21 protein-coding genes and 1 pseudogene are annotated in these 22,404 nt (G+C 61.4%); 16 read left to right on the forward strand and 6 right to left on the reverse strand.

Translation table 11 applies throughout. The features are described 5' to 3' along the window. Positions 1-98 precede the first annotated feature (98 nt). Positions 99-881, reverse strand: a pseudogene (locus tag G9X68_RS15120) (LacI family DNA-binding transcriptional regulator); the annotation flags it as partial. A gap of 269 nt (positions 882-1,150) precedes the next feature. On the opposite strand from G9X68_RS15120, the gene G9X68_RS15125 reads away from it, so the two are divergent. From G9X68_RS15125 to G9X68_RS15150, 6 genes are all read left to right on the forward strand, one after another. Further along, a complete protein-coding gene (locus tag G9X68_RS15125; RefSeq protein ID WP_171603083.1) occupies positions 1,151-2,413 on the forward strand; it encodes an ABC transporter substrate-binding protein in 1,263 nt (420 codons plus the stop codon). 69 nt (positions 2,414-2,482) lie between these two features. Beyond that, positions 2,483-3,469, forward strand: coding sequence for a carbohydrate ABC transporter permease (locus G9X68_RS15130; protein ID WP_171603084.1), 987 nt, complete (start codon positions 2,483-2,485; stop codon positions 3,467-3,469). Then, positions 3,469-4,299 carry a carbohydrate ABC transporter permease gene (locus tag G9X68_RS15135; protein WP_171603085.1) on the forward strand — a complete coding sequence of 277 codons (831 nt, stop codon included), beginning with the start codon at positions 3,469-3,471 and terminating at the stop codon, positions 4,297-4,299. Before G9X68_RS15130 ends, G9X68_RS15135 begins: the two co-directional genes overlap by 1 nt. Positions 4,300-4,310: 11 nt before the next feature. Continuing rightward, positions 4,311-5,336 carry an ABC transporter ATP-binding protein gene (locus G9X68_RS15140; RefSeq protein ID WP_171603086.1) on the forward strand — a complete coding sequence of 342 codons (1,026 nt, stop codon included), beginning with the start codon at positions 4,311-4,313 and terminating at the stop codon, positions 5,334-5,336. Between the two features lie 62 nt (positions 5,337-5,398). Next, positions 5,399-6,184, forward strand: coding sequence for a ThuA domain-containing protein (locus tag G9X68_RS15145; RefSeq protein ID WP_171603087.1), 786 nt, complete (start codon positions 5,399-5,401; stop codon positions 6,182-6,184). A gap of 161 nt (positions 6,185-6,345) precedes the next feature. Further along, a complete protein-coding gene (locus tag G9X68_RS15150; RefSeq protein ID WP_171603088.1) occupies positions 6,346-7,383 on the forward strand; it encodes a Gfo/Idh/MocA family protein in 1,038 nt (345 codons plus the stop codon). A 53-nt stretch (positions 7,384-7,436) separates the two neighbouring features. Here the strand turns inward: G9X68_RS15150 and G9X68_RS15155 are convergent, their stop codons facing one another. The 5 genes from G9X68_RS15155 to G9X68_RS15175 all read right to left on the reverse strand — a co-directional run bounded on the left by G9X68_RS15155 (position 7,437) and on the right by G9X68_RS15175 (position 12,614). Further along, positions 7,437-7,832 (reverse strand): DUF4112 domain-containing protein, encoded by a 396-nt coding sequence (locus G9X68_RS15155; RefSeq protein WP_171603089.1) that lies wholly within the window; start codon positions 7,830-7,832, stop codon positions 7,437-7,439. Between the two features lie 158 nt (positions 7,833-7,990). Further along, positions 7,991-9,064 (reverse strand): alcohol dehydrogenase family protein, encoded by a 1,074-nt coding sequence (locus G9X68_RS15160; RefSeq protein ID WP_171603090.1) that lies wholly within the window; start codon positions 9,062-9,064, stop codon positions 7,991-7,993. A 14-nt stretch (positions 9,065-9,078) separates the two neighbouring features. Continuing rightward, positions 9,079-10,458 (reverse strand): aspartate aminotransferase family protein, encoded by a 1,380-nt coding sequence (locus tag G9X68_RS15165; protein ID WP_171603091.1) that lies wholly within the window; start codon positions 10,456-10,458, stop codon positions 9,079-9,081. Positions 10,459-10,500: 42 nt separating this feature from the next. Further along, positions 10,501-11,997 carry an NAD-dependent succinate-semialdehyde dehydrogenase gene (locus G9X68_RS15170; RefSeq protein ID WP_171603092.1) on the reverse strand — a complete coding sequence of 499 codons (1,497 nt, stop codon included), beginning with the start codon at positions 11,995-11,997 and terminating at the stop codon, positions 10,501-10,503. A 119-nt stretch (positions 11,998-12,116) separates the two neighbouring features. Further along, positions 12,117-12,614, reverse strand: a complete 498-nt coding sequence (locus tag G9X68_RS15175) for an Lrp/AsnC family transcriptional regulator (protein ID WP_171603093.1) — start codon at positions 12,612-12,614, stop codon at positions 12,117-12,119. Between the two features lie 100 nt (positions 12,615-12,714). Here G9X68_RS15175 and ehuR point away from each other — a divergent pair, with 100 nt between their 5' ends. From ehuR to doeB, 10 genes are all read left to right on the forward strand, one after another. Then, positions 12,715-14,100 carry a MocR-like ectoine utilization transcription factor EhuR gene (ehuR, locus tag G9X68_RS15180; RefSeq protein WP_171603094.1) on the forward strand — a complete coding sequence of 462 codons (1,386 nt, stop codon included), beginning with the start codon at positions 12,715-12,717 and terminating at the stop codon, positions 14,098-14,100. Positions 14,101-14,222: 122 nt separating this feature from the next. Continuing rightward, positions 14,223-15,008, forward strand: coding sequence for an ectoine/hydroxyectoine ABC transporter ATP-binding protein EhuA (ehuA, locus tag G9X68_RS15185; protein WP_171603095.1), 786 nt, complete (start codon positions 14,223-14,225; stop codon positions 15,006-15,008). 56 nt (positions 15,009-15,064) lie between these two features. Then, positions 15,065-15,913 carry an ectoine/hydroxyectoine ABC transporter substrate-binding protein EhuB gene (gene ehuB, locus G9X68_RS15190; RefSeq protein WP_113545682.1) on the forward strand — a complete coding sequence of 283 codons (849 nt, stop codon included), beginning with the start codon at positions 15,065-15,067 and terminating at the stop codon, positions 15,911-15,913. A gap of 156 nt (positions 15,914-16,069) precedes the next feature. Continuing rightward, complete coding sequence (gene ehuC, locus G9X68_RS15195) at positions 16,070-16,729, forward strand: ectoine/hydroxyectoine ABC transporter permease subunit EhuC (RefSeq protein WP_003550191.1); 660 nt, start codon at positions 16,070-16,072, stop codon at positions 16,727-16,729. Positions 16,730-16,733: 4 nt separating this feature from the next. Then, positions 16,734-17,393 (forward strand): ectoine/hydroxyectoine ABC transporter permease subunit EhuD, encoded by a 660-nt coding sequence (gene ehuD / locus G9X68_RS15200; protein ID WP_003550192.1) that lies wholly within the window; start codon positions 16,734-16,736, stop codon positions 17,391-17,393. A 2-nt stretch (positions 17,394-17,395) separates the two neighbouring features. Beyond that, positions 17,396-18,175 (forward strand): ectoine utilization protein EutA, encoded by a 780-nt coding sequence (eutA, locus tag G9X68_RS15205; RefSeq protein ID WP_171603096.1) that lies wholly within the window; start codon positions 17,396-17,398, stop codon positions 18,173-18,175. 4 nt (positions 18,176-18,179) lie between these two features. Beyond that, positions 18,180-19,181, forward strand: a complete 1,002-nt coding sequence (gene eutB / locus G9X68_RS15210) for a hydroxyectoine utilization dehydratase EutB (protein WP_171603097.1) — start codon at positions 18,180-18,182, stop codon at positions 19,179-19,181. Beyond that, positions 19,178-20,170 (forward strand): ectoine utilization protein EutC, encoded by a 993-nt coding sequence (gene eutC / locus G9X68_RS15215; protein WP_171603098.1) that lies wholly within the window; start codon positions 19,178-19,180, stop codon positions 20,168-20,170. The genes eutB and eutC overlap by 4 nt, the downstream gene beginning before the upstream one ends. Before the next feature lie 32 nt (positions 20,171-20,202). Then, on the forward strand, positions 20,203-21,384 hold the full coding sequence (gene doeA / locus G9X68_RS15220) for an ectoine hydrolase DoeA (RefSeq protein WP_171603099.1): 1,182 nt from the start codon (positions 20,203-20,205) through the stop codon (positions 21,382-21,384). Between the two features lie 7 nt (positions 21,385-21,391). Beyond that, positions 21,392-22,399, forward strand: a complete 1,008-nt coding sequence (gene doeB, locus G9X68_RS15225; RefSeq protein ID WP_171603100.1) for a N(2)-acetyl-L-2,4-diaminobutanoate deacetylase DoeB — start codon at positions 21,392-21,394, stop codon at positions 22,397-22,399. Positions 22,400-22,404 lie beyond the last annotated feature (5 nt).

Below are 22,404 nucleotides of genomic sequence, written 5' to 3' on the forward strand. Positions count from 1 at the left end.
AATGTACTCTCCATGGAGAAACTCCCGTTGCTCGTCCATGGAAAGGCGATCACAGATTAGAGCGGCATCGACAACGTGGGAGCGGGACACCGGTTACTCCCAAGCGAACGGACCGCACGGTAAACACCAAGCGCTGTCATCGTGGAACCGGCAACGATGGCGGTCGGCGCATTCGCGCTCTCCAGAAAAGAGCGGGCATGACGGAAGCCGCTCTCGTCGGAGAATTTATCGCAGACCATCAGGTTGGGATCGACGACGAGCCCACGCTCCTGATGGGCAATCCGAAAACCATGTTCGCGATGGATCGAATACGTCTTGCCCCGCAGGCCATTGATCATGGCAATGCGCCGGTGCCCGAGATCGATCAGGTGTTCGGTGGCTCTACGCACGGCATTTTCATTATCGATATCGAGCCACGCGTGAATGTGCTCGGTCTCCGAGCGGCCGTGAACCAGGAAAGGCAGGCCCAAGCTGTTCAGCAGCTCGATCCGCGGGTCCTTGGGGCGAGGCGAATGAATGATCACTGCATCCACTCGGCGACTTTCGACCAAGCGTCGGTAGGCCTGCATTTCGTCGTCATCATTGTGCGCGGTAATAGGCGTGATGAGAATATCGGTATCGGCCGTTTCCAGGCGCTGCGCCATCCCCGACATGAATTCAGCGAAATGGATTTCTCCCGAACGCGCCATCATGACGCCTATCGCTCCGGCTCTCCCGGTCTTTAGCCGCACGGCATTGATATCGGGGCGATAGCCGAGCCGCATTGCTTCGCTCGCAACCCGGGCGCGCGTGGCTTCGCTCACTTCGGGATAGCCGCTGAGCGCACGGCTGACCGTCGTCGGAGAGAGCCCAAGCTGCTTTGCAAATTCACGAAGTTTCATCGGATGTCTTCTTTGTCCCGGCAATCAATGGAGGAAGCGTCGGCGATGCGCAACGGGCAAGTGTCAATCCGGCAAAAAATTGAAATCGGTTTCAATTTTGTTGCTTTGAAACTCCGCTCGCGGGGGTAAAAAATACCTCCAATCACTGTATATCGGCGATTTTCCTATCGGAATACAACTGAAGATCGCTAATCGTGATGGCTTGACGCCTCTGCGACCTTCTGCAATGGTCCGATTGCCAAATCGATTTCAATTTCTGGGAGGAGATCATGAAAAAGTTTGCTTTAGCTTTGTCGGCACTCAGCGTCGCTATCGCTGCCGGCTCTGTCCGTGCCGCTGAAATTTCGTTTGCCGCAAATACCACCGGCAAAAACGTCGAATTCCTTCACAACCAGCTCGCAATTTTCGAGAAGAATACCGGCAATCATGTCAAGCTCGTCACCATGCCGTCATCGAGCAGCGAGCAGTTTTCCCAATATCGCCTGTGGCTTGCTGCTGGAAACAAGGACGTCGATGTCTATCAGACTGATGTCATCTGGGCACCGCAGCTTGCCGACCAGTTCGTAGATCTGAAGGAAGCCACCAAAGACGTGGTCGGCCAGTTCTTCCCGTCGATCATCGCGTCTCAGACTGTCAATGGCCGGCTTGTGGCGCTGCCGTTGTTTACCGATGCCCCAGCGCTGTTTTACCGAAAGGACCTGCTAGAGAAATATGGAAAACAGCCGCCGAAGACCTGGGACGAGATGGCAGCAACCGCCAAAGAGATTCAGGACAAAGAACGCCAGGCCGGACAGAAGGACATCTGGGGCTACGTCTTCCAGGGCAATTCCTACGAAGGGCTTACCTGCAACGGACTGGAATGGGTGAAGTCGTCGGGCGGCGGCCAGATCGTCGAGCCGGACGGGACGATCTCGATCAATAACGAGAAGGCGGCAGCAGCACTTGAACGGGCCAAGGACTGGATCGGCACGATCTCACCGCCAGGGGTGCTCGCATATCAGGAAGAAGAATCGCGCGGCGTCTGGCAGACAGGCAACGCCGTCTTCATGCGCAACTGGCCCTATGCCTATTCTCTCGGAAACGGTGCCGACAGCGCCGTAAAGGGCAAGTTCGACGTAATGACGCTACCGGTTGCGGCTGTCGGCGATAAGCCGTCTTCGACACTTGGCGGCTGGAACCTGGCGGTTTCGAAATATTCCGAAAAGCAGGACGCAGCCATCGCGCTCGTAAAATTCCTGGCGTCGAAGGACGTTCAAAAGGCACGTGCCATCGAACTCTCCAATTTGCCGACCCTGACGGATCTTTATGACGACAAGGATGTCGCTGCGGCCCAGCCCTTCATGCCGAACTGGAAACCCATTTTCCAGGACGCGGTGCCACGCCCTTCGGCGACGGCCAAGATAAAGTACAATGAGGTGTCCTCGAAGTTCTGGACTGCAGTGCACAATACCTTGTCAGGCAGCGGCTCAGCTGCCGAGAACCTCGAGCTTCTCGAAGCCGACCTAACGACCCTCAAGGGCGACGCTTGGTGAGTATTCCGACCGGCGGCTGTCAGGCCGCCGGTCCGGTCTTCGGACGCGCCAACGAGGGATAGACGTTTCATGAGCGAAATCGTAGTTCCACAAGCAATCAAGCCCAGGGTTTCCCATTTCAGAGCCACCACGGAGTTGCGGTCCGAGCGCATTCGATCGGCATGGATGTTTCTGGCGCCGACGCTGTTGATCTTGGCAATCGTCGCTGGCTGGCCGCTGTTCAGAACGATCTATTTCAGTTTTACGAATGCGTCGCTGAACGACCTTGGCAATGCGCAGTTCGTCGGCTTTGACAATTATTTGTCGTGGGTAACACTGAAGAGCGGAAGGACCGTCTATCGCGGGCTGCTTGCCGATCCGGTCTGGTGGAATGCCGCCTGGAACACTGCCAAGTTTACCGTCCTTTCGGTGGTGATCGAGACCGTGCTCGGGCTGATCGTCGCCTTGGTGCTGAACGCACGGTTCTTCGGGCGTGGGATCGTGCGGGCCGCAATCCTCATTCCTTGGGCGATCCCAACAATCGTGTCAGCAAAGATGTGGGCCTGGATGCTCAATGATCAGTTCGGCATTCTGAACGATATTCTGCTCGGCTTCGGTCTTATCAGCGAGAAGATTGCCTGGACCGCCAATCTGGAAACGGCGATGATCGCAGTGCTGATCGTCGATGTCTGGAAGACGACACCCTTCATGGCGCTTCTGATTCTTGCGGGACTACAGATGGTTCCGGGAGACATCTATGAGGCTGCCAGGATCGACGGCGTCAATCCGGTCAAGGTGTTCTGGCGTCTGACGCTGCCCCTGATCCGACCGGCCATCATGGTTGCCGTAATCTTCCGGATGCTGGATGCGATGCGCATCTTCGACCTGATCTATGTTCTGACACCCAACAATGCGCAGACGAAGACCATGTCGGTCATGGCGCGCGAGAACCTGTTCGACTTCGACAAGTTCGCCTACGGCGCCACCGCGTCAACGGTGCTTTTCCTCATCATTGCCTCCGTAACCGTCCTTTATATCTGGCTCGGTCGCGTCAAGCTCGGCGGGGAGGAACGTTGATGCTGCTTTCGATCGCCAAGAATACGCTCTTCTACCTGCTCGTCACAATCATCGTCATCATTGCGGTATTTCCGTTCTACTATGCAATCCTTACGAGCCTGAAGACCGGCACGGCCCTTTTCAAAGTCGATTATTGGCCGACCTCCATCTCCTTCGGCAACTACACTTCCGTGATGGGCCAGGGCGGTTTCGTCCGCAGTCTGGCAAACTCCGCGATGATCGCCTGCGTCGTGGTTTCAGCATCCCTGCTGCTTGCGATCACCGCTTCGTTCGCTTTGGCCCGGGTGCACTTCCGCGGGCGGGCGCTGTTGATGTTGACCATCCTCTCCGTGTCGATGTTTCCGCAGATTGCCGTTCTTGCGGGCCTCTTCGAACTCATCCGCTGGATCGGCATCTTCAACACGCCCTTCGCGCTGATCTTTTCCTACATGATCTTCACGCTCCCCTTCACCGTCTGGGTGCTGACGACCTTCATGCGGGAATTGCCGATCGAGATCGAGGAGGCGGCGATCGTCGACGGTGCCTCACCATGGGTCATCATCACCCAGGTGTTCATGCCGTTGATGTGGCCGGCGCTGGTGACGACCGGACTGCTCGCCTTCATCACCGCCTGGAACGAGTTTCTTTTTGCGCTGACATTCACATCGTCGGATACGCAGCGAACCGTCCCGGTTGCGATCGCCTTGCTTTCGGGCAACAGCGAATTCGAGATCCCCTGGGGCAACATCATGGCGGCTTCAGTGATCGTCACCGTGCCGGTCGTCGTGCTTGTTTTGATATTCCAGCGCCGGATCATTTCGGGGCTGACCGCCGGCGGCGTCAAGGGTTGAGGGAGTAGGACATGGCAGAAATCCGACTGGAGAATATCCGCAAGAGCTTCGGCGCTTTCGAGGTGATCAAAGGCGTGACGATGGACATCCGCCGGGGTGAGTTCATGGTGTTCGTGGGGCCATCGGGATGCGGCAAGTCCACGCTACTGCGGCTTATCTCCGGGCTCGAGGACATCACATCGGGAACCCTCTCCTTCGACAACAAGACAGTGAACCAGCACGCGCCGTCGAAGAGAGGGATCGCCATGGTGTTCCAGTCCTACGCGCTCTATCCGCATATGACGGTCTTCGACAACATGGCTTTCGGCATGAAACTTTTCGGGAGCACCAGAGACGAATGCCGCCAGCGTGTTGAACAGGCCGCCGGCATGCTGCAGCTCTCCCCCTACTTAGACCGCTTGCCGCGTCAGCTTTCCGGCGGGCAGCGTCAGCGCGTCGCAATCGGCCGGGCGATCGTACGCGATCCCAAGGTCTTTCTCTTCGACGAGCCGCTGTCCAACCTCGATGCGGCGCTTCGCGTCGCGACGAGGCTGGAAATCGCGAAGCTTCATCGCAGCATGCACGACACGACGATGATCTATGTGACCCATGACCAGGTCGAGGCCATGACACTCGCCGATCGGATCTGCGTGTTAAGGGACGGCGTCGTCGAGCAGATCGGCACGCCGCTGGAGCTTTACGAAAGCCCCAATTCGGTCTTCGTTGCCGGCTTCATCGGTTCGCCGAAAATGAATTTCCTCTCGGGCGGGCCGGCGCAACCCTATGATAGCCATACGATTGGCGTGCGCGCAGAGCATGTTCGCATCACGCCCGAGTCGCCCGTTTGGAGCGGCACGGTCATCCATTCAGAAATCCTCGGCGCCGATAGCTTCGTCTATCTGGATATCGGGGCGGATGAGCCGTTCGTCGTGCGGGAAGCCGGTGTCTCCCGCCACGCGCCCGGCCAAACACTTGGCCTTGTGCCGCTTGCCAGCCACGTTCACCGTTTCGACCGGTCGGGCCGGGCGCTTGAGCGAGCATCCATGCGGGCTGCCTGATTTTCCCAGGGTCGATGTTCCTCCCAAGGCTCGATCCGTTTTTAACTATAAGGAGAGAAGACGTGACCATTCGCACCGTTGTGTGGGGAGAGAATATCCACGAGAATACCAATGAGATCGTCCGGGGGATCTATCCCGAAGGCATGCACACGACGATCGCCAATGCGCTGAACACCGATCCAAGTATCTCGGCGACGACGGCGACGCTGCAGGAGCCGGAACACGGCCTCAGCGAAGCCCGCCTTAATGAGACCGACGTCTTGACCTGGTGGGGCCACAAGGATCACGGCGCGGTTTCCGACGTCGTCGTCGAGCGTGTCGCCAAGCGCGTCTGGGAAGGCATGGGCCTGCTCGTGCTGCATTCCGGCCATTTCTCCAAGATCTTCAAGCGGCTGATGGGCACGCCCTGCGCGCTGAAATGGCGCGAGGCGGGTGAGCGTGAGCGACTGTGGACGATCAACCAGCGCCATCCGATCGCCGCCGGCATCGGTGAATATTTCGAGCTTGAGAACGAAGAAATGTACGGCGAGCAGTTCTCTGTGCCGGAACCGCTCGAAACGGTGTTCATCTCCTGGTTCCAGGGCGGCGAAGTGTTCCGCTCAGGCCTGACCTGGCGCCGCGGCGCCGGCAACATCTTCTATTTCCGCCCCGGCCACGAGACCTATCCGACCTATCACGACGTCAATGTCCAGAAGGTGCTGATCAACGGCGTGAAGTGGGCCTATAACCGCGAAGGGTCGTTGACTGGTATCACCGACGCTCCAAATGTGCCGGTAGAAAAAGCACTAGAGCCGATCGTCGAACGCGGCCCGAGACTGCACCAGGCCGGCGAAGCCGGTTACCGCTGAGGAACTGAAACGCCTTCCTTGGGCGTGTATCCACGCGTGCGGTCGGCCCGGCAAACACTGCGCTGTCAGTCGTCGCTCTCTATCTGGCAAGACCATCTGGCGCTTGTGAAGGACGACGGTTTTGGAGCCAATGATTTCTATAAACGACCATGAGGACAAAAATGCGCTTGATCATTCTCGGAACCGGAGGATGGGCAAATACCCATGCCATGAATTTTTCCGAAATCACCGACGTAAAAATTGTTGCTGCTGTCGATACGGACGAGGTCCGGCTGCGGGCCTTCGCGCTCAGGCATGGTATCCCACTTACTTTCACGTCGCTTGATGACGCCCTTGCATGGGGAGAGTTTGACGCCGTGACCAATGTCACGCCGGATCGCGCGCATTATTCCACGACAATGAAGATACTCGGCGCCGGCAAGCATGTCCTCTGCGAGAAGCCGCTGGCGGTCAACTACCGCGAAGCCAAAGAGATGGCCGACGCAGCCGCTGCGTCCGGCAAGGTCACGATGGTAAACCTTACCTATCGTAATGTAGCGCCGCTGCAAGCAGCGCGTAAGATGGTGTTGGACGGACGCCTCGGCGCGATCCGCCACTTCGAAGCGTCCTATCTCCAGAGCTGGCTGGTCTCAAAGGCGTGGGGCGACTGGACCAAGGAATCGCAATGGCTTTGGCGGTTGTCGACAAAGCACGGCTCCAATGGCGTGCTGGGCGATGTCGGTATCCATATCCTCGACTTCGCGGTTTTTGCCGCCGGAAGTAACGTCAAGGCCGCCGCATCGCATCTTAAGGTGTTCGACAAGAGCCCCGGGAACCGGATCGGCGAGTATGATCTCGACGCTAACGACAGCTTCTTGATGATGGCTGAACTCGAAAACGGTGCTGCTGGCGTCATCCACGCAACGCGCTGGGCGACTGGCCATCTGAACGAATTGCGGCTGCGCCTGCATGGAGACAAGGGCGCGCTGGAGGTGGTGCATACGCCTGAAGGTTCGACGCTCAGGGCCTGTGAAGGTCCTGATGCCGACAAGGCAATCTGGCGTAAGATCGAGGTCGAACCGGTTATCACCAATTTCCAGCGTTTTGCAAATGCCGTGCAAAAGGGGCAGCCGGATGAGCCTGGTTTCGGCCACGCAGCCAAGCTGCAATTCGTTCTTGACCATGCAGTGAAGACGGCGGGCGCTCTGACTGCACTTTAGACCGGCCTCACACAGGTTCGTCGGCAGGGGAATTGCAAAGCACGATGATCTTATCAAGTTCGCTGGTTAAGATCATCTTCGCTGATGCCGAAGTGCTCGAGGATGATGCCGACGTTGCGGCGATGCGATTTGAAGTAGACGTCGAAGAGATCGCCGAGCAATGGAACCGAACCGCCGGCCGCATCGATGCCGAGATTGACAGCCATGCGTGCAAGCTTGTCGTTGGGAATGCCGAGACGCCGCGCCTCATTGAGAATGTAAAGACCGATGAGTGACGTGGCAACGTCGCCGACGGCTGGAAGGAGGCCGAGCACAGAGTCGGCGCCGATCCTCACACCGATGACGGGCAGGCGGATGGCAGTGTCCATAAGCCGAGCGATACGGGCAGCGCGGCGAATTCTTTCGAGTTCGGAAGAGGTGGGGTATCTCGTGGCATTGGAAGCTGACATCAGTGGTCCTGCCGCGCGACGGATCGCTGCGCCTCCGTCGAGAATGAAAGGAAGCCTTCCATCATCCGGCACAGCGAGTGCTCGCCGCAATCGTACGGGTTTTTCATGGCCGGGAAACGCCGCAAACCCGATAAGGTTCGTCTGCGGGGCGATGCAGATCATCTCTCGTCGGGAACCACGACCAATTTGCCCACGAAGTTCTTCGCCATGAAATCGGTCTGCGCGCGGTGGAATTCCGACAGCGGATAGACACCACCTACGAGAGGCCGAATCTTCCGGCTTTCGATATAGCCGACGATCCGGCGAAAGTCGGCGCGGCTTCCCTGGCTCGAGCCGTGCAGCTCCAGCTGTTTCAGATACATGGTCCGCAAATCGAGCTGAACGACCGGGCCGGCGATGGCGCCGGCCGTCGTGTAGCGGCCTTCGGGGCGCAGGATCTTTAGGAGATCGTTGAACAGCGGTCCGCCGACGAGATCGGCGACGACATCGATCGGCTGGCCACGGCTGGCGGAATGGACGGCTTCGACGAGATCGCCCTTGCCGCGGGTCACGACCGCTTCGGCGCCGATATCGAGCATCGCCGCCTCCTTGCCGGGGCCGGCGACCGCGATCGGGATGGCGCCGCGGGCCCGTGCGAGCTGGATGATCGCCGAGCCGACGCCACCCGAGGCGCCGGTCACGAGGACGCGTTCGCCGGCGACAAGCCTTGCCCGTTCGAGCATGCGCTCGCCGGTCAGATAGGCGCAGCAGAAGGTGGCGAGTTCGACGTCGGTCAGATCGGTTGCGACGACATGCGCGTTCTCGGACGGCAGTGCCATGTATTCGGCATACCCGCCGTCGCGGCCATGGCCCATGTAATCGATGTCGGCGAGGCTGTCGTCGTCCCGGTTGTAGATCGAGAAGTCGACCATGACGCGTTCGCCGACGCGCGCCGGATTAACGCCGGCTCCGACGCCGACGATATGGCCGACCGTATCGGTGCCCTGGATGCGTGGGAATGTCAGCGTATTGCCTTGCCTGCGCCACGTGGAGACGGCCGATGGATCATCCTCGGTGCCATAGGCGCCCTGGCGCACCCAGACGTCGGTATTGTTCATGCCGCAGGCCGTGACGCGGATAAGAACCTCGCCGTCCGCGGGTCTCGGGACGGGCACGCCCCTGTCATAGACGAGCTTGTCCAGACCGCCATGGCCGGTGAGCAATACGGCCGCCATCTTTTCCGGGATCGTCATACCGCTCTTCTCCCTCAGATGCTCTTGAAGACGGTTTCGATCGCATCCGCCGCGGCCCTGACCACGATGTCGGCCTCCTCGCGTGTCAGGCAGAGCGGCGGGGCGAAGCCGAGGATGTCGCCCTGCGGCATGGCGCGGCCGATGACGCCGCGTTCGAGGAGGGCAGAGGCGACCTGCGGGCCGATCTTGCGGCCGGCATCGAAGAACGTGCGGTCGTCCTTGTCCTCGACGAATTCGATGGCTGCCATCAGCCCGTCGCCACGGACTTCGCCGACGTTGCGGTGGCCGCCGACGGCCTTTGCGAGTTCCGAACGGAAATAGGCGCCTGTCATGCCGGCATTCTCGACGATGCCGAGTTCGTCGATCAGTTCGAGATTGGCAATGCCTGCCGCAGCACAGATCGGATGGGCGGAATAGGTCCAACCGTGACCGATCGCGCCCATCTGATCGGAACCCTGAACCAGGACTTGCCAGATCTTGTTCGAAACGATCGTGCCGGAAAGGGGAGCGTAGGCCGAGGTCAGCCCCTTGGCGATGGTGATCAGGTCTGGCTTCATGCCGTAATGGTCTGAGCCGAACATCGTGCCGAGACGGCCGAAGCCGGTGACGACTTCGTCGGCGACGAGCAGGATATCATACTTGTCGAGTACGGCTTGGATCTTCTGCCAGTAGGTTTTCGGCGGCGGCACGATGCCGCCGGTGCCGAGAATGGGTTCGCCGATGAAGGCCGCGATCGTTTCCGGGCCTTCGGCCATGATCATCTCCTCGAGCTTGTCGGCGCAATATTGCGAGAACTGCTCCTCGCTCATCGACCGGTCGGGGCGGCGGAAATAATAGGGTGCTTCGGTGTGCAGCACCGGTGCCCGCGGCAGATCGAAAGCGTTGTGAAAGAGCGCAAGGCCGGTGAGGCTGCCGGTCATGACGCCGGAGCCGTGATAACCGCGCCAGCGTGAGATGATCTTCTTCTTTTCCGGACGGCCGAGGATGTTGTTGTAGTACCAGATGAGCTTGATGTTGGTCTCGTTGGCATCCGAGCCGGAGAGACCGAAATAGACGCGGCTCATACCGGCGGGCGCGCGGTCGATGATCATCTTCGACAGCGTAATCGAGGCTTCCGTGCCGTGGCCGACATAGGCGTGGTAATAGGCGAGGTTCTTCGCCTGTTCGGCGATCGCGTCGGCGATCTTCTGGCGACCGTAGCCGACATTGACGCAATAGAGGCCGGCAAAGGCGTCGAGGCTTTTGCGGCCTGTCGTGTCGGTGATGTAGACGCCTTCGCCGCCGGCGACGACACGGGTCGGCGTCTCGCCGCGGGCATGCCCACCCATATGGGTCGAGGGATGGAAGAAGTGATCGCGGTCCCAGGCGGTGAGTTCGTTACTTCTGTCGAGCATATCTAGCCTCTTTCTTGAAAATGGGGCTCACTTGAAATGGGGTCAGGCGGCCGTGTCGATGCAGAGATATTTGAGCTCGGTAAAGGCCTCGAGCCCATGGTGTGAACCCTCGCGGCCGAGGCCGGACTGCTTCCAGCCGCCGAAGGGAATGGGAGCGCCGGTGATTTTTACGCGGTTGACGGCGACCATGCCGTATTCCAGCGCGCGGCCGAGCCGCATCTGGCGGGCGCCGTTCTCCGTGACGATATAGGCGACGAGGCCGTATTCGGTATCGTTGGCGCGGGAGATAACCTCGTCTTCGGTGTCGAAGGCGGTCATGGCCGCTACAGGGCCAAAAGTCTCCTCGCGCATGATCAGCGCATCCGCCGGCACATCGGTCAGCAGCGTCGGCTCATAGAAAAGCCGGCCGGCCCTGTGGCGCTTGCCGCCGGTGACGAGCCGCGCGCCGTGCACCAGCGCGTCGGAGACCTGCTCCTCGACCTTGGCGACGGCGCGTTCATGCATCAGCGGCCCGATCTCGGCGCCATTCTCGAGCCCCGGACCAACCTTCAGTTCGGCGATGCGGTCTGCGAAGGCCTTGGCAAAGCCATCGGCGATCCGCTGCTGGACGAAAATGCGGTTGGCGGCGAGGCAATCCTGGCCTGATGTGGCAAACTTGGCGTTGACGGCGATCTCGACCGCTTTTGATATATCGGCATCATCGAAGATGATCAGCGGGGCGTGGCCGCCGAGTTCCATCACCAGCCGCTTCAGGGTCGGCGCGCACTGGGCGGCGATCAGCCGTCCGATTCCGGTGGAGCCGGTAAAGCTCATGGCGCGCACGCGGGTGTCGGTGCACATCCGTCCGACGATCGTTGCGGCATTGCCGGTGACCACGTTGAAGACGCCGGCTGGAATGCCGGCCCGCTCGCCGAGCTCGGCAAGCGCCAGTGCCGAAAGCGGCGTCTCGGAGGAGGGGTGGGCAATGACCGTGCAGCCGGCGGCCAGCGCTGCGGCAGCCTTTCGGGTGAGCATGGCAGAGGGGAAATTCCAGGGCGTGACGATGCCGGCGACGCCGAGCGCCTCGCGCCGGACGATCATTTCCGCGCCGGGCAGATGGCTGGTGACGCTCTCGGCGTGCAGCCGCTTGCCTTCTTCGGCATACCATTCGATGAAGGAGGCAGCATAATCGATCTCGCCACGCGATTCCGCAAGCGGCTTGCCCTGTTCGAGCGTCATGATCAGCGCCAGGTCCTCCTTGGCCGCAAGCATCAGCTCAAACCATTTGCGCAGGATCGCCGCACGACCCTGCGGCAGCATCGCGCGCCAGGCGGAGAAAGCCTCCGACGCCGCATCGATCGCCACCGCCGTCTCATCGGCGCCAAGGCTTGCAACCCAGGCCAGCGTCGCCGAAGAAGCGGGATCGGTGACCTCGAAACTTTTCCCTGTTTTGCCGGCAATCCACCGGCCGCCGACATAGGCCAGATCGCGCAGGAGATGACGGTCGGCGAGCCGAGACAGCGCGTCATGATAGGCGGGGCGGGCAAAAACGGCGGTCATGTCCAGTCTCCTCGTGGCGGTTGACGTAGTCTTCCACGGGAGCGGGCGAGAGATTGTCTGTTGGCGGATGCGAAAAGAGAGAGATGGTCTAAAGGGCGGCGGCCTGGCAGAGAGATTGTCTACGGTGCGCTCTGTTCTTCGCCGGTGGCAGTGAAGGAAGAGACCGGAAGGACGGTGTCCTCCTTCACCGTCTTGGTGACGATGTAGGTGAAGTAGCGGTCGATGCCGAGTTCACGGTCGAGAAGCCCGTCGACCAGCCGCTGATAGGCGTCGATATCGGGCGCGATGATCTTCAGAATGTAATCGACGCCGCCGCCGACCGACCAGCAGGCAACGATCTCTGGGATTGCGCTCACGGCGCGCTCGAAGCGCTCGAAATCCGCCTGGCGATGATTGGCGAGCGTCACTTCCATCATCACGCTGGCGACCGGCGCGATGCGCCGTGGCGCGACGCGCGCGTGGTAACCTGTGATGATCCCGGCCCTTTCGAGTTTGCGCAACCGCATCCAGCACGGTGTCGGCGACAGTCCGGCCTTTTCGGCCAGTGCCAGTTTGGTGATGCGGCCGTCGCGCTGGACGGCGTCGAGAATGCGCAGATCGATGGCGTCGAGCTTCATGGTGCCTTCTTAAGAAGAAATCATTTCAAACGCAGGGAAAAGACAATGGGAGCGCATTTTTGCATTGTCAATTGAACTGATTTTCAGCAGTGTTAAAATCATGACAAAGTGGCGCCCTGATCCCTCGCAACTCCGCCGTCCGGCCTATCTCTCGCTTGCCGAGCAAATCGCAAACGCGATCACGGATGGCAAGCTCACCGACGGCACGCAATTGCCGCCGCACCGTAAGATGGCGGATGATCTGCATCTCTCGGTGCAGACGGTCAGCCGCGCCTATGACGAGCTGATCCGCCGGGGGCTGATCTCCGGCGAGATCGGACGCGGCAGCTTCGTCCAGACCAGGCCGCGTGAGCCGGAGCCGCCCTATCTGCCGGAACGGCTGGGCGAGGTGATCGATCTTTCGATCCTGAAACCGGTCTGCGAGCAGATCCATTTGGAAAGGCTGCGGCAGGCCTTCGGCTGGCTTTCGGAAAACCTGCCTTCCAGCTCGGCGCTTTCGTTCAGGCCGAACATGGTATTTCCGCGCCATCGCGCGGTCGCTACGGAATGGCTGGCGCGCTGCGGGCTGGAGGTATCGCCGCTGAACATCAGCGTGACGAACGGTGCGACATCGGGCATGACGGTGGCGCTGATGAGCGTTGCCCCGCCCGGCTCGACGGTTGCGACCGAAGCGATCAGCCATCATACGCTGGTTCCGCTCTCCAGCTATCTCGGTCTCCACCTCGAAGGGCTGGCGATCGACGAGGAGGGCATGATCCCCGAAGCGCTGGACGAAGCCTGCCGAAAGGGACCGATCCGGGCCATTTTCCTGCAGCCCTCGGTGATCAATCCGATGGCGGCGCTGATGAGCGCGGAGCGCAGGCAGGCGCTTGCCAGCGTCGCTGCGAAACATGATATCGCGATCATCGAAAACGATATTCTCGGCCCGATGGTCGAGGGTCGTGCGCCGCCGATGGCCGCGTTTGCGCCGGAGCGGACACTTTACGTCACGAGCTTCACGAAGATTACCGTTCCAGGCCTACGGATCGGCTATCTCACAGCGCCCGACCGTTATGTCGCCGCCGTCGCCAACCGGCATCTCGTCTCCAACTGGATGGCGACGCCTGCCATGGCCGAGATCGCCACCCGCTGGGTCAGCGACGGCACGGCAATGGAACTGGTCAATTGGCAGCGCCGTGCACTTTTGAGCCGTCACGCGATCGCGGCGGAGATGCTGGCCGGCCTCAGCTACCGGGCGCATCCGCAAAGCCTGCACGTCTGGCTGCCGCTCTGCGACAACCATACGGAGGACGGTTTCGTGTCGCAGGCAAGGCTGCGCGGCGTGGCGATCGCGCCCGGCAAATCGTTCCACACCGCCGATCAGGGCTGGACGCCGGCCGTGCGCATCTCGCTTGGTTCGACAACCGAAGGCGAGCTGCGGACCGGGCTTGGCATCGTCGCCTCATTGGCGCAAGGAAATCCGGAAGAGCTGCTGCTTGCGATCTGATGCCGCTGCCTTGTATTTGAGCGCGAGCAGAATAATTGTCATGATATTATTTTACGAATTGACATGATTTTGATGGGCCGTCATCGTTAGGACATTGCTTGTCTCAACAGGGAGAGACATGAATGCTTCCGCCCATTATCCGCATCGACAACATCGTCAAGAAATACGGCCCGCTGACCGTGCTCGACGGCCTGTCGATGAATGTCATGCCGGGCGAGAAGCTGGCGCTGATCGGGCCATCCGGCTCCGGCAAGACGACGATCCTGCGCATTCTGATGACGCTGGAGACGATCAGCGGCGGCCATATCGAGGTCGACGGCGAACAGCTCTACCATATGCCGAATGGCGGCGGGCTAGTGCCGGCCGATGAGCGGCATCTGCATCGCATGCGCGAAAAGATCGGCATGGTCTTTCAGCATTTCAATCTGTTCCCGCACAAATGCGTGCTCGACAACGTGACGCTGGCGCCGATGTTGACCAAGGGCATCAAGCGGCCCGTGGCGGAAAAGCGGGCGATGGAGCTTCTCGACATGGTCGGCTTGGCCGACAAGTCAAAGAGCGTTCCGGCGCAGCTTTCCGGCGGGCAGAAGCAGCGCGTCGCCATTGCCCGGGCGCTGGCGCTGTCGCCGAAGATCATGCTGTTCGACGAGGTGACGTCGGCGCTCGACCCGGAGCTTGTCGAGGAGGTGCTGAACGTCATGCGACGGCTGGCGTCCGAAACCGATATGACCATGCTTCTCGTCACCCATGAAATGGGTTTTGCCCATGATTTCGCCGACCGTGTGCTCTTCTTCGATCGCGGCAAGATCGTCGAGGAAGGCAAACCGGGCGACATCTTTCGCAATCCGACGCAGGAGAGGACGCAGACCTTCTTGCGCAAGATCATTGCGGCGGGGCACCGCGTCTGAGTTCAGACATTGCCCGCAAGAACAAGACTCAAGGAAAATCAGAGGAGTTGGGAACGATGAAAACAGGATATCTTTTGAGCGCCGCCAGCCTGTCGGTGCTTCTGGTCACGGCGGCTGCGCCTGCATCCGCCGCCGATGACAAGCTCGAGCAGCTGAAGGAGCAAGGCTTTGCGCGTATCGCCATCGCCAACGAGCCGCCGTTCACCGCCGTCGGCGCCGATGGCAAGGTGTCCGGCGCCGCACCCGATGTGGCGCGCGCAATCTTCGAAAAGCTGGGCGTCAAGGAAGTGGTCGCCTCGATCTCGGAATATGGTGCGATGATCCCCGGCCTGCAGGCCGGCCGCCATGACGCGATCACCGCAGGCCTCTTCATGAAGCCCGAGCGCTGCAACGCCGTTGCCTATTCCGAACCGATCCTTTGCGACGCCGAAGCTTTCGCTCTCAAGAAGGGCAATCCGCTGAAGCTGACGAGCTACAAGGACATCGCCGACAATCCGGACGCCAAGATCGGCGCGCCGGGGGGCGGCACCGAGGAGAAGCTGGCGCTCGAGGCCGGCGTGCCGCGTGACCGCGTCATCGTCGTTCCGGATGGCCAGAGCGGCATCAAGATGCTGCAGGACGGCCGCATCGACGTCTACTCGCTGCCGGTTCTGTCGATCCATGATCTGATGGCCAAGGCAAACGATCCGAACCTCGAAACCGTCGCTCCCGTCGTCAATGCGCCGGTCTATTGCGATGGCGCTGCCTTCCGCAAACAGGACGTTGCGCTCCGCGACGCCTTCGATGTCGAGCTGAAGAAGCTGAAGGAATCCGGCGAATTCGCCAAGATCATCGAGCCCTACGGGTTCTCGGCCAAGGCGGCGATGTCGACGAGCCGCGAAAAGCTCTGCGCCGCGGCGAAGTAAACGAGGTGAACAGCCGGCCATGCCATGGGCATGGCCGGATTGTCCCCCAACGATCTCCCAAAGCGCGTCGCGCTTTAGGTCCTTGTTTTTACGCATGTCGTTATCGCAAAACCGCTGCACCCTTTTGCGCGACATGCTCTAGGAAGTGAGTTGCCGATGTCGGTATGGTCCGGCTATCTGACACTGATCCTTGAGGGCGCCCTGGTGACGCTCGAATTGACGATCATGGGGTCTGCGCTGGCGCTGGTGATGGCCTTCCTGGCGGGCCTCGGCCGGTTGTCGCGCTTCTTCGCCGTGCGGGCTCTGGCGACGGCTTATATCGAGTTCTTCCGCGGCACCTCGATCTTCGTCCAGCTCTTCTGGGTCTATTTCGTGCTGCCTTTTGCGGGCTTGACCCTGACGCCGCTGCAGGCGGGCGTGCTGGCGCTCGGGCTGAATGTCGGCGCCTATGCGGCGGAAGTGGTGCGCGGCGCCGTCAAGGCCGTCGGGCGCGAACAGTCGGAAGCCTGCATCGCGCTCAACCTGTCGCGATACCAGCGTATGCGCCACGTCATCCTGCCGCAGGCGCTGCCGCTGATGCTGCCGACCTTCTGCAACAATGCGATCGAACTCCTGAAGGGCACGGCCGTCGTCTCGCTGATCTCGCTGACGGATATGACCTTCCAGGCGCAGGTGGTGCGGGCGCAAACCGGCAATACGCTGGTGCCCTTCGCAACGATCCTCATCCTCTATTTTCTCATGGCCTCGGCGATCTCCGCGACGATGCGCTGGCTGGAGCGGCGAATGGCGCGCAGCCTCGATGGCATAAGGACCTGATCAGATGGAATGGGATTGGGACTTCGTCTGGCAGATCATGCCGACCCTTCTCGAAGGGTTCAAGATCACTCTTCTCGCCACCATCCTCGGCGCTGCCGTCGCCATGATCGTCGGCCTGGGGCTCGCCATTGCGCGGCGCTCACCGGTCGCCGGCATTTCCAGGACGGTCGCTTTCGTCTCGGAATTCATCCGCGGTACGCCATTGCTGGTGCAGCTCTACTTCATCTTCTACGTGCTGCCGGATATCGGCATCCGGTTGGCGCCGCTGGTCGCCGGCGTCATCGGTATGGGCATTCACTATGCGACCTATACCGCCGAGGTCTATCGCGCCGGCATCGAGAACGTGCCGCGCGGACAATGGGAGGCAGCCAAGGCCACCAATCTGTCGACGCGCCAGGCCTGGATCCACGTGATCCTGCCGCAGGCGATCCCACCGATGATCCCGGCGCTCGCCAATTACTTCATCGCCATGTTCAAGGAGACGCCGCTGCTTTCGGCGATCACCGTGCTCGAACTGATGAACCAGGCAAAGAGCATCGCCAACAGCAATTACCGCTACATCGAGCCGATGACGCTGGTCGGCGTCTTCTTCCTCGTCATCAGCCTGATCTCGGTGGTGGGTTTGCGCTGGCTCGAGGAACGTTACGCCAGGATGGATGACTGACCATGAGCGCAAAGATCGAAATCATTCCCGCCGGCCGGCTGCCGCGACTGGAGGACCGGCCGCTGGAAAAGCGCATCGGGCTGGTCATCCTCGCGACGGACCACACGACGGAAGTCGATTTCCAGCGCATGGTCGCCAGCCATCGCCTCGGCGTCTATGTCAGCCGCATCCATTATGCCAATCCGGTCACACCGGAAAACCTCTTGAGGATGCAGCCGTCGCTGACCGAAGGCGCAGCGCTGATCCTGCCGGACGAGGCGCTCGATGCCATCGTCTATTCCTGCACCTCCGCCTCGGTGGTGATCGGCGACCGGAACATCGAGGCGGCGATCCATGCGGCCAAGCCAGGCGTTCCCGTCGTGACGCCGACGGCTGCCGCCGTTACCGGCCTGAAGGCGCTGGGCGCTAAACGGATTTCGGTGCTGACGCCCTATACGATCGACACCAGCCGGCCGATGGCGGATTATTTCGCGAAGCTCGGCTTTGCGATCGACCGCTTCACCTGTCTCGGCCTGACCGATGACCGCGAGATGGCGCGGATCGCACCGGACGAGATCCTTGCCTTCGCGCGCCAGGCCCTGGCGCCGCAGTCGGACGCGCTGTTTATCTCTTGTACGGCCGTGCGGGCAGCAGAGGTCGCGGCCCGGATCGAGGCTGCGATCGGCAGGCCGGTCGTCACCAGCAATCTCGCGACCGCCTGGGCTTGCCTGCGGCTTTGCGCCGATGATTGGGCGCGGCCAGAACTCGGTCAATTGATGACCAAGCCCTATCGGGAAGGCTGAGATCATGGTGAGCACCTTGCCCGTTTCGCTGGAGGATATCCGCGCTGCGGCGCGGCGGATTGCCGGCCGCGTGATCGGCACGCCGATGGTGCAGTCGTTTTCACTCGGCGAATTGGCCGGCGTGCCAGTCCATCTCAAGCTTGAGCATCACCAGACGACCGGCAGCTTCAAACTGCGCGGCGCGACCAATGCGGTGCTCTCCTTGTCGCCGGCGGAGCGTTCGCGCGGCGTCGTCGCGGCCTCGACCGGAAATCACGGCCGGGCGCTTGCCTATGCGGCAAAGGCGGAAGGCGCTGTTGCGACCATCTGCATGTCGCGGCTGGTGCCGGAGAACAAGGTTTCGGAAATCCGCCGCCTCGGTGCCGATGTCCGCATTATCGGATTATCGCAGGACGAGGCGCAGCAGGAGGTCGACCGGCTGGTCCGCGAGGAGGGGCTGGTGATGGTCCCGCCGTTCGACCAGCCTGATGTCGTAGCCGGGCAGGGAACACTGGGGCTCGAAATCATCGACACCTTGCCGGAGGCGGCAACCGTGCTGGTGCCGCTCTCGGGCGGCGGCCTTGCGGCCGGCGTTGCCGCCGCAGTCAAAGGCATCAGTCCGACGACCAAGGTGATCGGCCTGACGATGGAGAAGGGTGCCGCGATGAAGGCGAGCCTCGATGCCGGACGGCCGGTGCAGGTCGAGGAAGTGGCGAGCCTTGCCGACTCGCTCGGCGGCGGCATCGGCCTCGACAACAGCGTGACCTATGCCATGTGCCGCGACCTTCTCGACGAGGTCATCCTGCTGACGGAAGCGGAAATCGCCGCTGGCATGCGCCATGCCTATGCCGCTGAACGCCAGGTCGTCGAAGGCGCTGGCGCCGTCGGTATTGCGGCGCTGCTTGCCGGGAAAACCTGGGGCGACGGTCCCATCGTCGTGATCCTGTCCGGGCAGAATGTCGACATGGAACAGCACCGGCGGGTGATCAATGGCAAGGCGGCACTCGGTGGGGAGGAGAGACCATGAGCCGGATGATCATTCTGACGGAAGCGGAACTGAGGAAAGTCATCGCGCTTGATCGCGATGCGGTTGATTGCGTCGAGGCCGCTTTCGCAGCGCTTGCGACCAAGGCTGTCGCCATGCCGCCGATCCTGCGGCTCGACATTCCGGAATATCGCGGCGAAGTCGATGTGAAGACGGCCTATGTGCCCGGCATCGAGGGCTTCGCGATCAAGATCAGCCCCGGCTTCTTCGACAACCCCAAGATCGGCCTGCCGAGCACCAACGGCATGATGGTGCTGCTGTCGAGCCGGACCGGGCTGGTGCAGGCGCTGCTCTTGGACAACGGCTATCTCACCGACGTGCGCACCGCAGCAGCCGGCGCCGTCGCGGCAAAACATCTATCGCGGGAAAATGCATCCGTGGCCGCGATCTGCGGTGCGGGCATGCAGGCGCGGCTGCAGCTCGAAGCACTGACGCTGGTCCGGCCGATCCGCGAGGCGAGGATATGGGCGCGCGATGCGGCCAAGGCGCAAAGCGTGGCAGCCGAATTGGCCGCAAAGCTCGGCTTTCCCGTCACCGCGACAGCGGACGCCAGAGGCGCAATGATCGGCGCTGATCTCATCGTCACCACCACGCCGTCGGAAACCCCGATCATCGGGGCCGGGTGGCTGGAACCCGGACAACATCTGACGGCGATGGGCTCGGACGCGGAACACAAGAACGAGATCGATCCGGCCGCCATTGCGGGTGCCGGCCTCTACGTCGCCGACAGCCTGAAGCAGACGCGGCGCCTCGGCGAGTTGCGTCACGCAATCGATGCTGGGCTGGTCGCAGGCGATGCGGTCTTTGCCGAGCTCGGCCAGATCGTCGCCGGCCGGACTCCGGGACGGATGCGCGACGACCAGATCACCATTGCGGACCTGACCGGGACCGGCATCCAGGACACCGCCATCGCCACGCTCGCCTTTGCCCGCGCCGGCGCGGCAAATGCAGGGACCACGTTCGAAAGCTGACCGGCGCGGCGCCGGAAAAGAAGGGAAGAAACATGACCCAGCCCAATCTCAAATTCTCGCTCGGTGAATATGCCGCGCGGTTGGAAAAGACACGGCGTGCCATGGAGGCGAAGGGCGTAGACCTGCTGATCGTCAGCGACCCGTCGAACATGGCCTGGCTGACCGGCTATGACGGCTGGTCCTTTTACGTGCACCAGGCGGTGATCGTGCCGCCGCAGGGCGAGCCGATCTGGTTCGGCCGCGGCCAGGACGCCAACGGCGCCAAGTTCACCGCCTATCTGAAGCACGACAACATCGTCGGCTATCCCGATCACTACGTGCAGTCGACCGAGCGCCATCCGATGGACTACCTTTCGGGCATCCTGACCGAGCGCGGCTTCGGCAAGCTGACGATCGGCGTCGAGATGGACAATTACTGGTTTTCGGCAGCAGCCTTTGCGGCGCTGCAGAAGCACCTGCCGAATGCGCGCTTCATCGACGCGACCGCCCTCGTCAACTGGCAGCGAGCCGTCAAGAGCGAGACCGAGATCGGCTACATGCGCAATGCCGCCCGTATCGTCGAGGCGATGCACGCCCGCATCTTCGACAAGATCGAGGTCGGCATGCGCAAGTGCGATCTGGTTGCGGAAATTTATGATGCCGGCACCCGCGGCGTCGACGGCATCGGCGGCGACTATCCGGCGATCGTGCCGCTGCTGCCGTCCGGCGTCGAGGCGTCCGCACCACATCTGACCTGGGATGACCGGCCGATGAAGAAGGGTGAGGGCACCTTCTTCGAGATTGCCGGCTGCTACAACCGCTATCACCTGCCGTTGTCGCGCACCGTCTTCCTCGGCAAGCCGACGCAGGCCTTTCTCGACGCCGAAAAGGCGACTCTGGAGGGCATGGAAGCCGGTCTTGCGGTCGCCAGACCCGGCAATACCTGCGAGGATATCGCTAACGCCTTCTTCGCGGTGCTGAAGAAATACGGCATCGTCAAGGACAACCGCACCGGTTACCCGATCGGCCTTTCCTATCCGCCGGACTGGGGCGAGCGCACCATGAGCCTGCGACCGGGCGATCGGACGGAGCTGAAGCCCGGTATGACCTTCCATTTCATGACCGGCCTCTGGCTCGAGGACATGGGCTTCGAGACGACCGAGAGCATCCTCATCACCGACAGCGGTGTCGAGTGCTTCGCGAACGTGCCGCGCAGGCTGATGGTCAAGGATTGAGGCTGTCATGACAGAGATTGGCTTGCGGCCGTCGCCGATCAGCGCGACGGTCAATTTTGCCGCCGAGGGCGTCCAGCACGGCTTTCTGCGCCTGCCTTATAGCCGCGACGATTCCGCCTGGGGATCGGTGATGGTGCCGATAACGGTCGTTCGGAACGGCAAGGGGCCAACGGCACTGCTGACCGGCGGCAATCACGGCGACGAGTATGAAGGACCGATCGCGCTTTTCGATCTTGCCCGGACGCTGAAGGCCGAAGAGGTGAGTGGCACTGTCATCATCGTGCCGGCCATGAATTATCCGGCATTCCTGGCGGGAACCAGGACCTCGCCGATCGACAGGGGCAACATGAACCGCAGCTTCCCGGGCCGGCCGGACGGCACGGTGACGGAGAAGATCGCCGACTATTTCAGCCGTGTGCTTCTGCCGATGGCGGATCTCGTCCTCGACTTCCATTCCGGCGGCAAGACGCTCGATTTTCTGCCGTTCTGCGCGGCCCACATCCTGCCGAACAAACAACAGGAGAAAAAAGCCTTCGAATTCGTGACTGCCTTTGCCGCTCCCTATTCGATGAAAATGCTGGAGATCGATGCGGTCGGCATGTACGACACCGCGGCCGAGGAGATGGGCAAGATCTTCATCACCACGGAACTCGGCGGCGGCGGCACCGCCACGGCCAAAAGTGCTGCGATTGCCAAGCGCGGCGCCATCAACGTGCTACGCCATGCAGGGATCGTCGTGGGCGCCGTCGATCCCGGGCCGACGACCTGGCTCGACATGCCGGACGGCCGCTGCTTCTCCTTCGCAGAGGAGGGCGGGCTGATCGAACCTGTCATCGATCTCGGTGAAGCCGTCACCGCCGATGCCGTCATCGCTCGCATCTATCCGACCGGACGGACCGGGGTGGCGCCCCGCGAGATCCGCGCCAGCATGAACGGCATTCTCTGCGCACGCCATTTCCCGGGGCTGGTCAAATCAGGCGACTGCGTTGCCGTGGTGGCGATCGTTACGGACTGAGGTGG

The sequence above is a fragment of the Rhizobium changzhiense genome, from assembly GCF_013087625.1.
Taxonomy (GTDB): domain Bacteria; phylum Pseudomonadota; class Alphaproteobacteria; order Rhizobiales; family Rhizobiaceae; genus Rhizobium; species Rhizobium sophorae.

Coding starts and splice junctions, on each gene's coding strand:
- G9X68_RS15135 (WP_171603085.1), top strand. CDS start 3,469: ATGCTGCTTTCGATCGCCAAGAATACGCTCTTCTACCTGCTCGTCACA.
- doeB (WP_171603100.1), top strand. CDS start 21,392: ATGACAGAGATTGGCTTGCGGCCGTCGCCGATCAGCGCGACGGTCAAT.
- G9X68_RS15125 (WP_171603083.1), top strand. CDS start 1,151: ATGAAAAAGTTTGCTTTAGCTTTGTCGGCACTCAGCGTCGCTATCGCT.
- G9X68_RS15165 (WP_171603091.1), bottom strand. CDS start 10,458: ATGCTCGACAGAAGTAACGAACTCACCGCCTGGGACCGCGATCACTTC.
- doeA (WP_171603099.1), top strand. CDS start 20,203: ATGACCCAGCCCAATCTCAAATTCTCGCTCGGTGAATATGCCGCGCGG.
- G9X68_RS15155 (WP_171603089.1), bottom strand. CDS start 7,832: ATGTCAGCTTCCAATGCCACGAGATACCCCACCTCTTCCGAACTCGAA.
- ehuD (WP_003550192.1), top strand. CDS start 16,734: ATGGAATGGGATTGGGACTTCGTCTGGCAGATCATGCCGACCCTTCTC.
- G9X68_RS15170 (WP_171603092.1), bottom strand. CDS start 11,997: ATGACCGCCGTTTTTGCCCGCCCCGCCTATCATGACGCGCTGTCTCGG.
- ehuR (WP_171603094.1), top strand. CDS start 12,715: ATGACAAAGTGGCGCCCTGATCCCTCGCAACTCCGCCGTCCGGCCTAT.
- eutA (WP_171603096.1), top strand. CDS start 17,396: ATGAGCGCAAAGATCGAAATCATTCCCGCCGGCCGGCTGCCGCGACTG.
- G9X68_RS15175 (WP_171603093.1), bottom strand. CDS start 12,614: ATGAAGCTCGACGCCATCGATCTGCGCATTCTCGACGCCGTCCAGCGC.
- G9X68_RS15150 (WP_171603088.1), top strand. CDS start 6,346: ATGCGCTTGATCATTCTCGGAACCGGAGGATGGGCAAATACCCATGCC.
- G9X68_RS15160 (WP_171603090.1), bottom strand. CDS start 9,064: ATGACGATCCCGGAAAAGATGGCGGCCGTATTGCTCACCGGCCATGGC.
- eutC (WP_171603098.1), top strand. CDS start 19,178: ATGAGCCGGATGATCATTCTGACGGAAGCGGAACTGAGGAAAGTCATC.
- G9X68_RS15130 (WP_171603084.1), top strand. CDS start 2,483: ATGAGCGAAATCGTAGTTCCACAAGCAATCAAGCCCAGGGTTTCCCAT.
- ehuB (WP_113545682.1), top strand. CDS start 15,065: ATGAAAACAGGATATCTTTTGAGCGCCGCCAGCCTGTCGGTGCTTCTG.
- G9X68_RS15140 (WP_171603086.1), top strand. CDS start 4,311: ATGGCAGAAATCCGACTGGAGAATATCCGCAAGAGCTTCGGCGCTTTC.
- eutB (WP_171603097.1), top strand. CDS start 18,180: ATGGTGAGCACCTTGCCCGTTTCGCTGGAGGATATCCGCGCTGCGGCG.
- ehuA (WP_171603095.1), top strand. CDS start 14,223: ATGCTTCCGCCCATTATCCGCATCGACAACATCGTCAAGAAATACGGC.
- ehuC (WP_003550191.1), top strand. CDS start 16,070: ATGTCGGTATGGTCCGGCTATCTGACACTGATCCTTGAGGGCGCCCTG.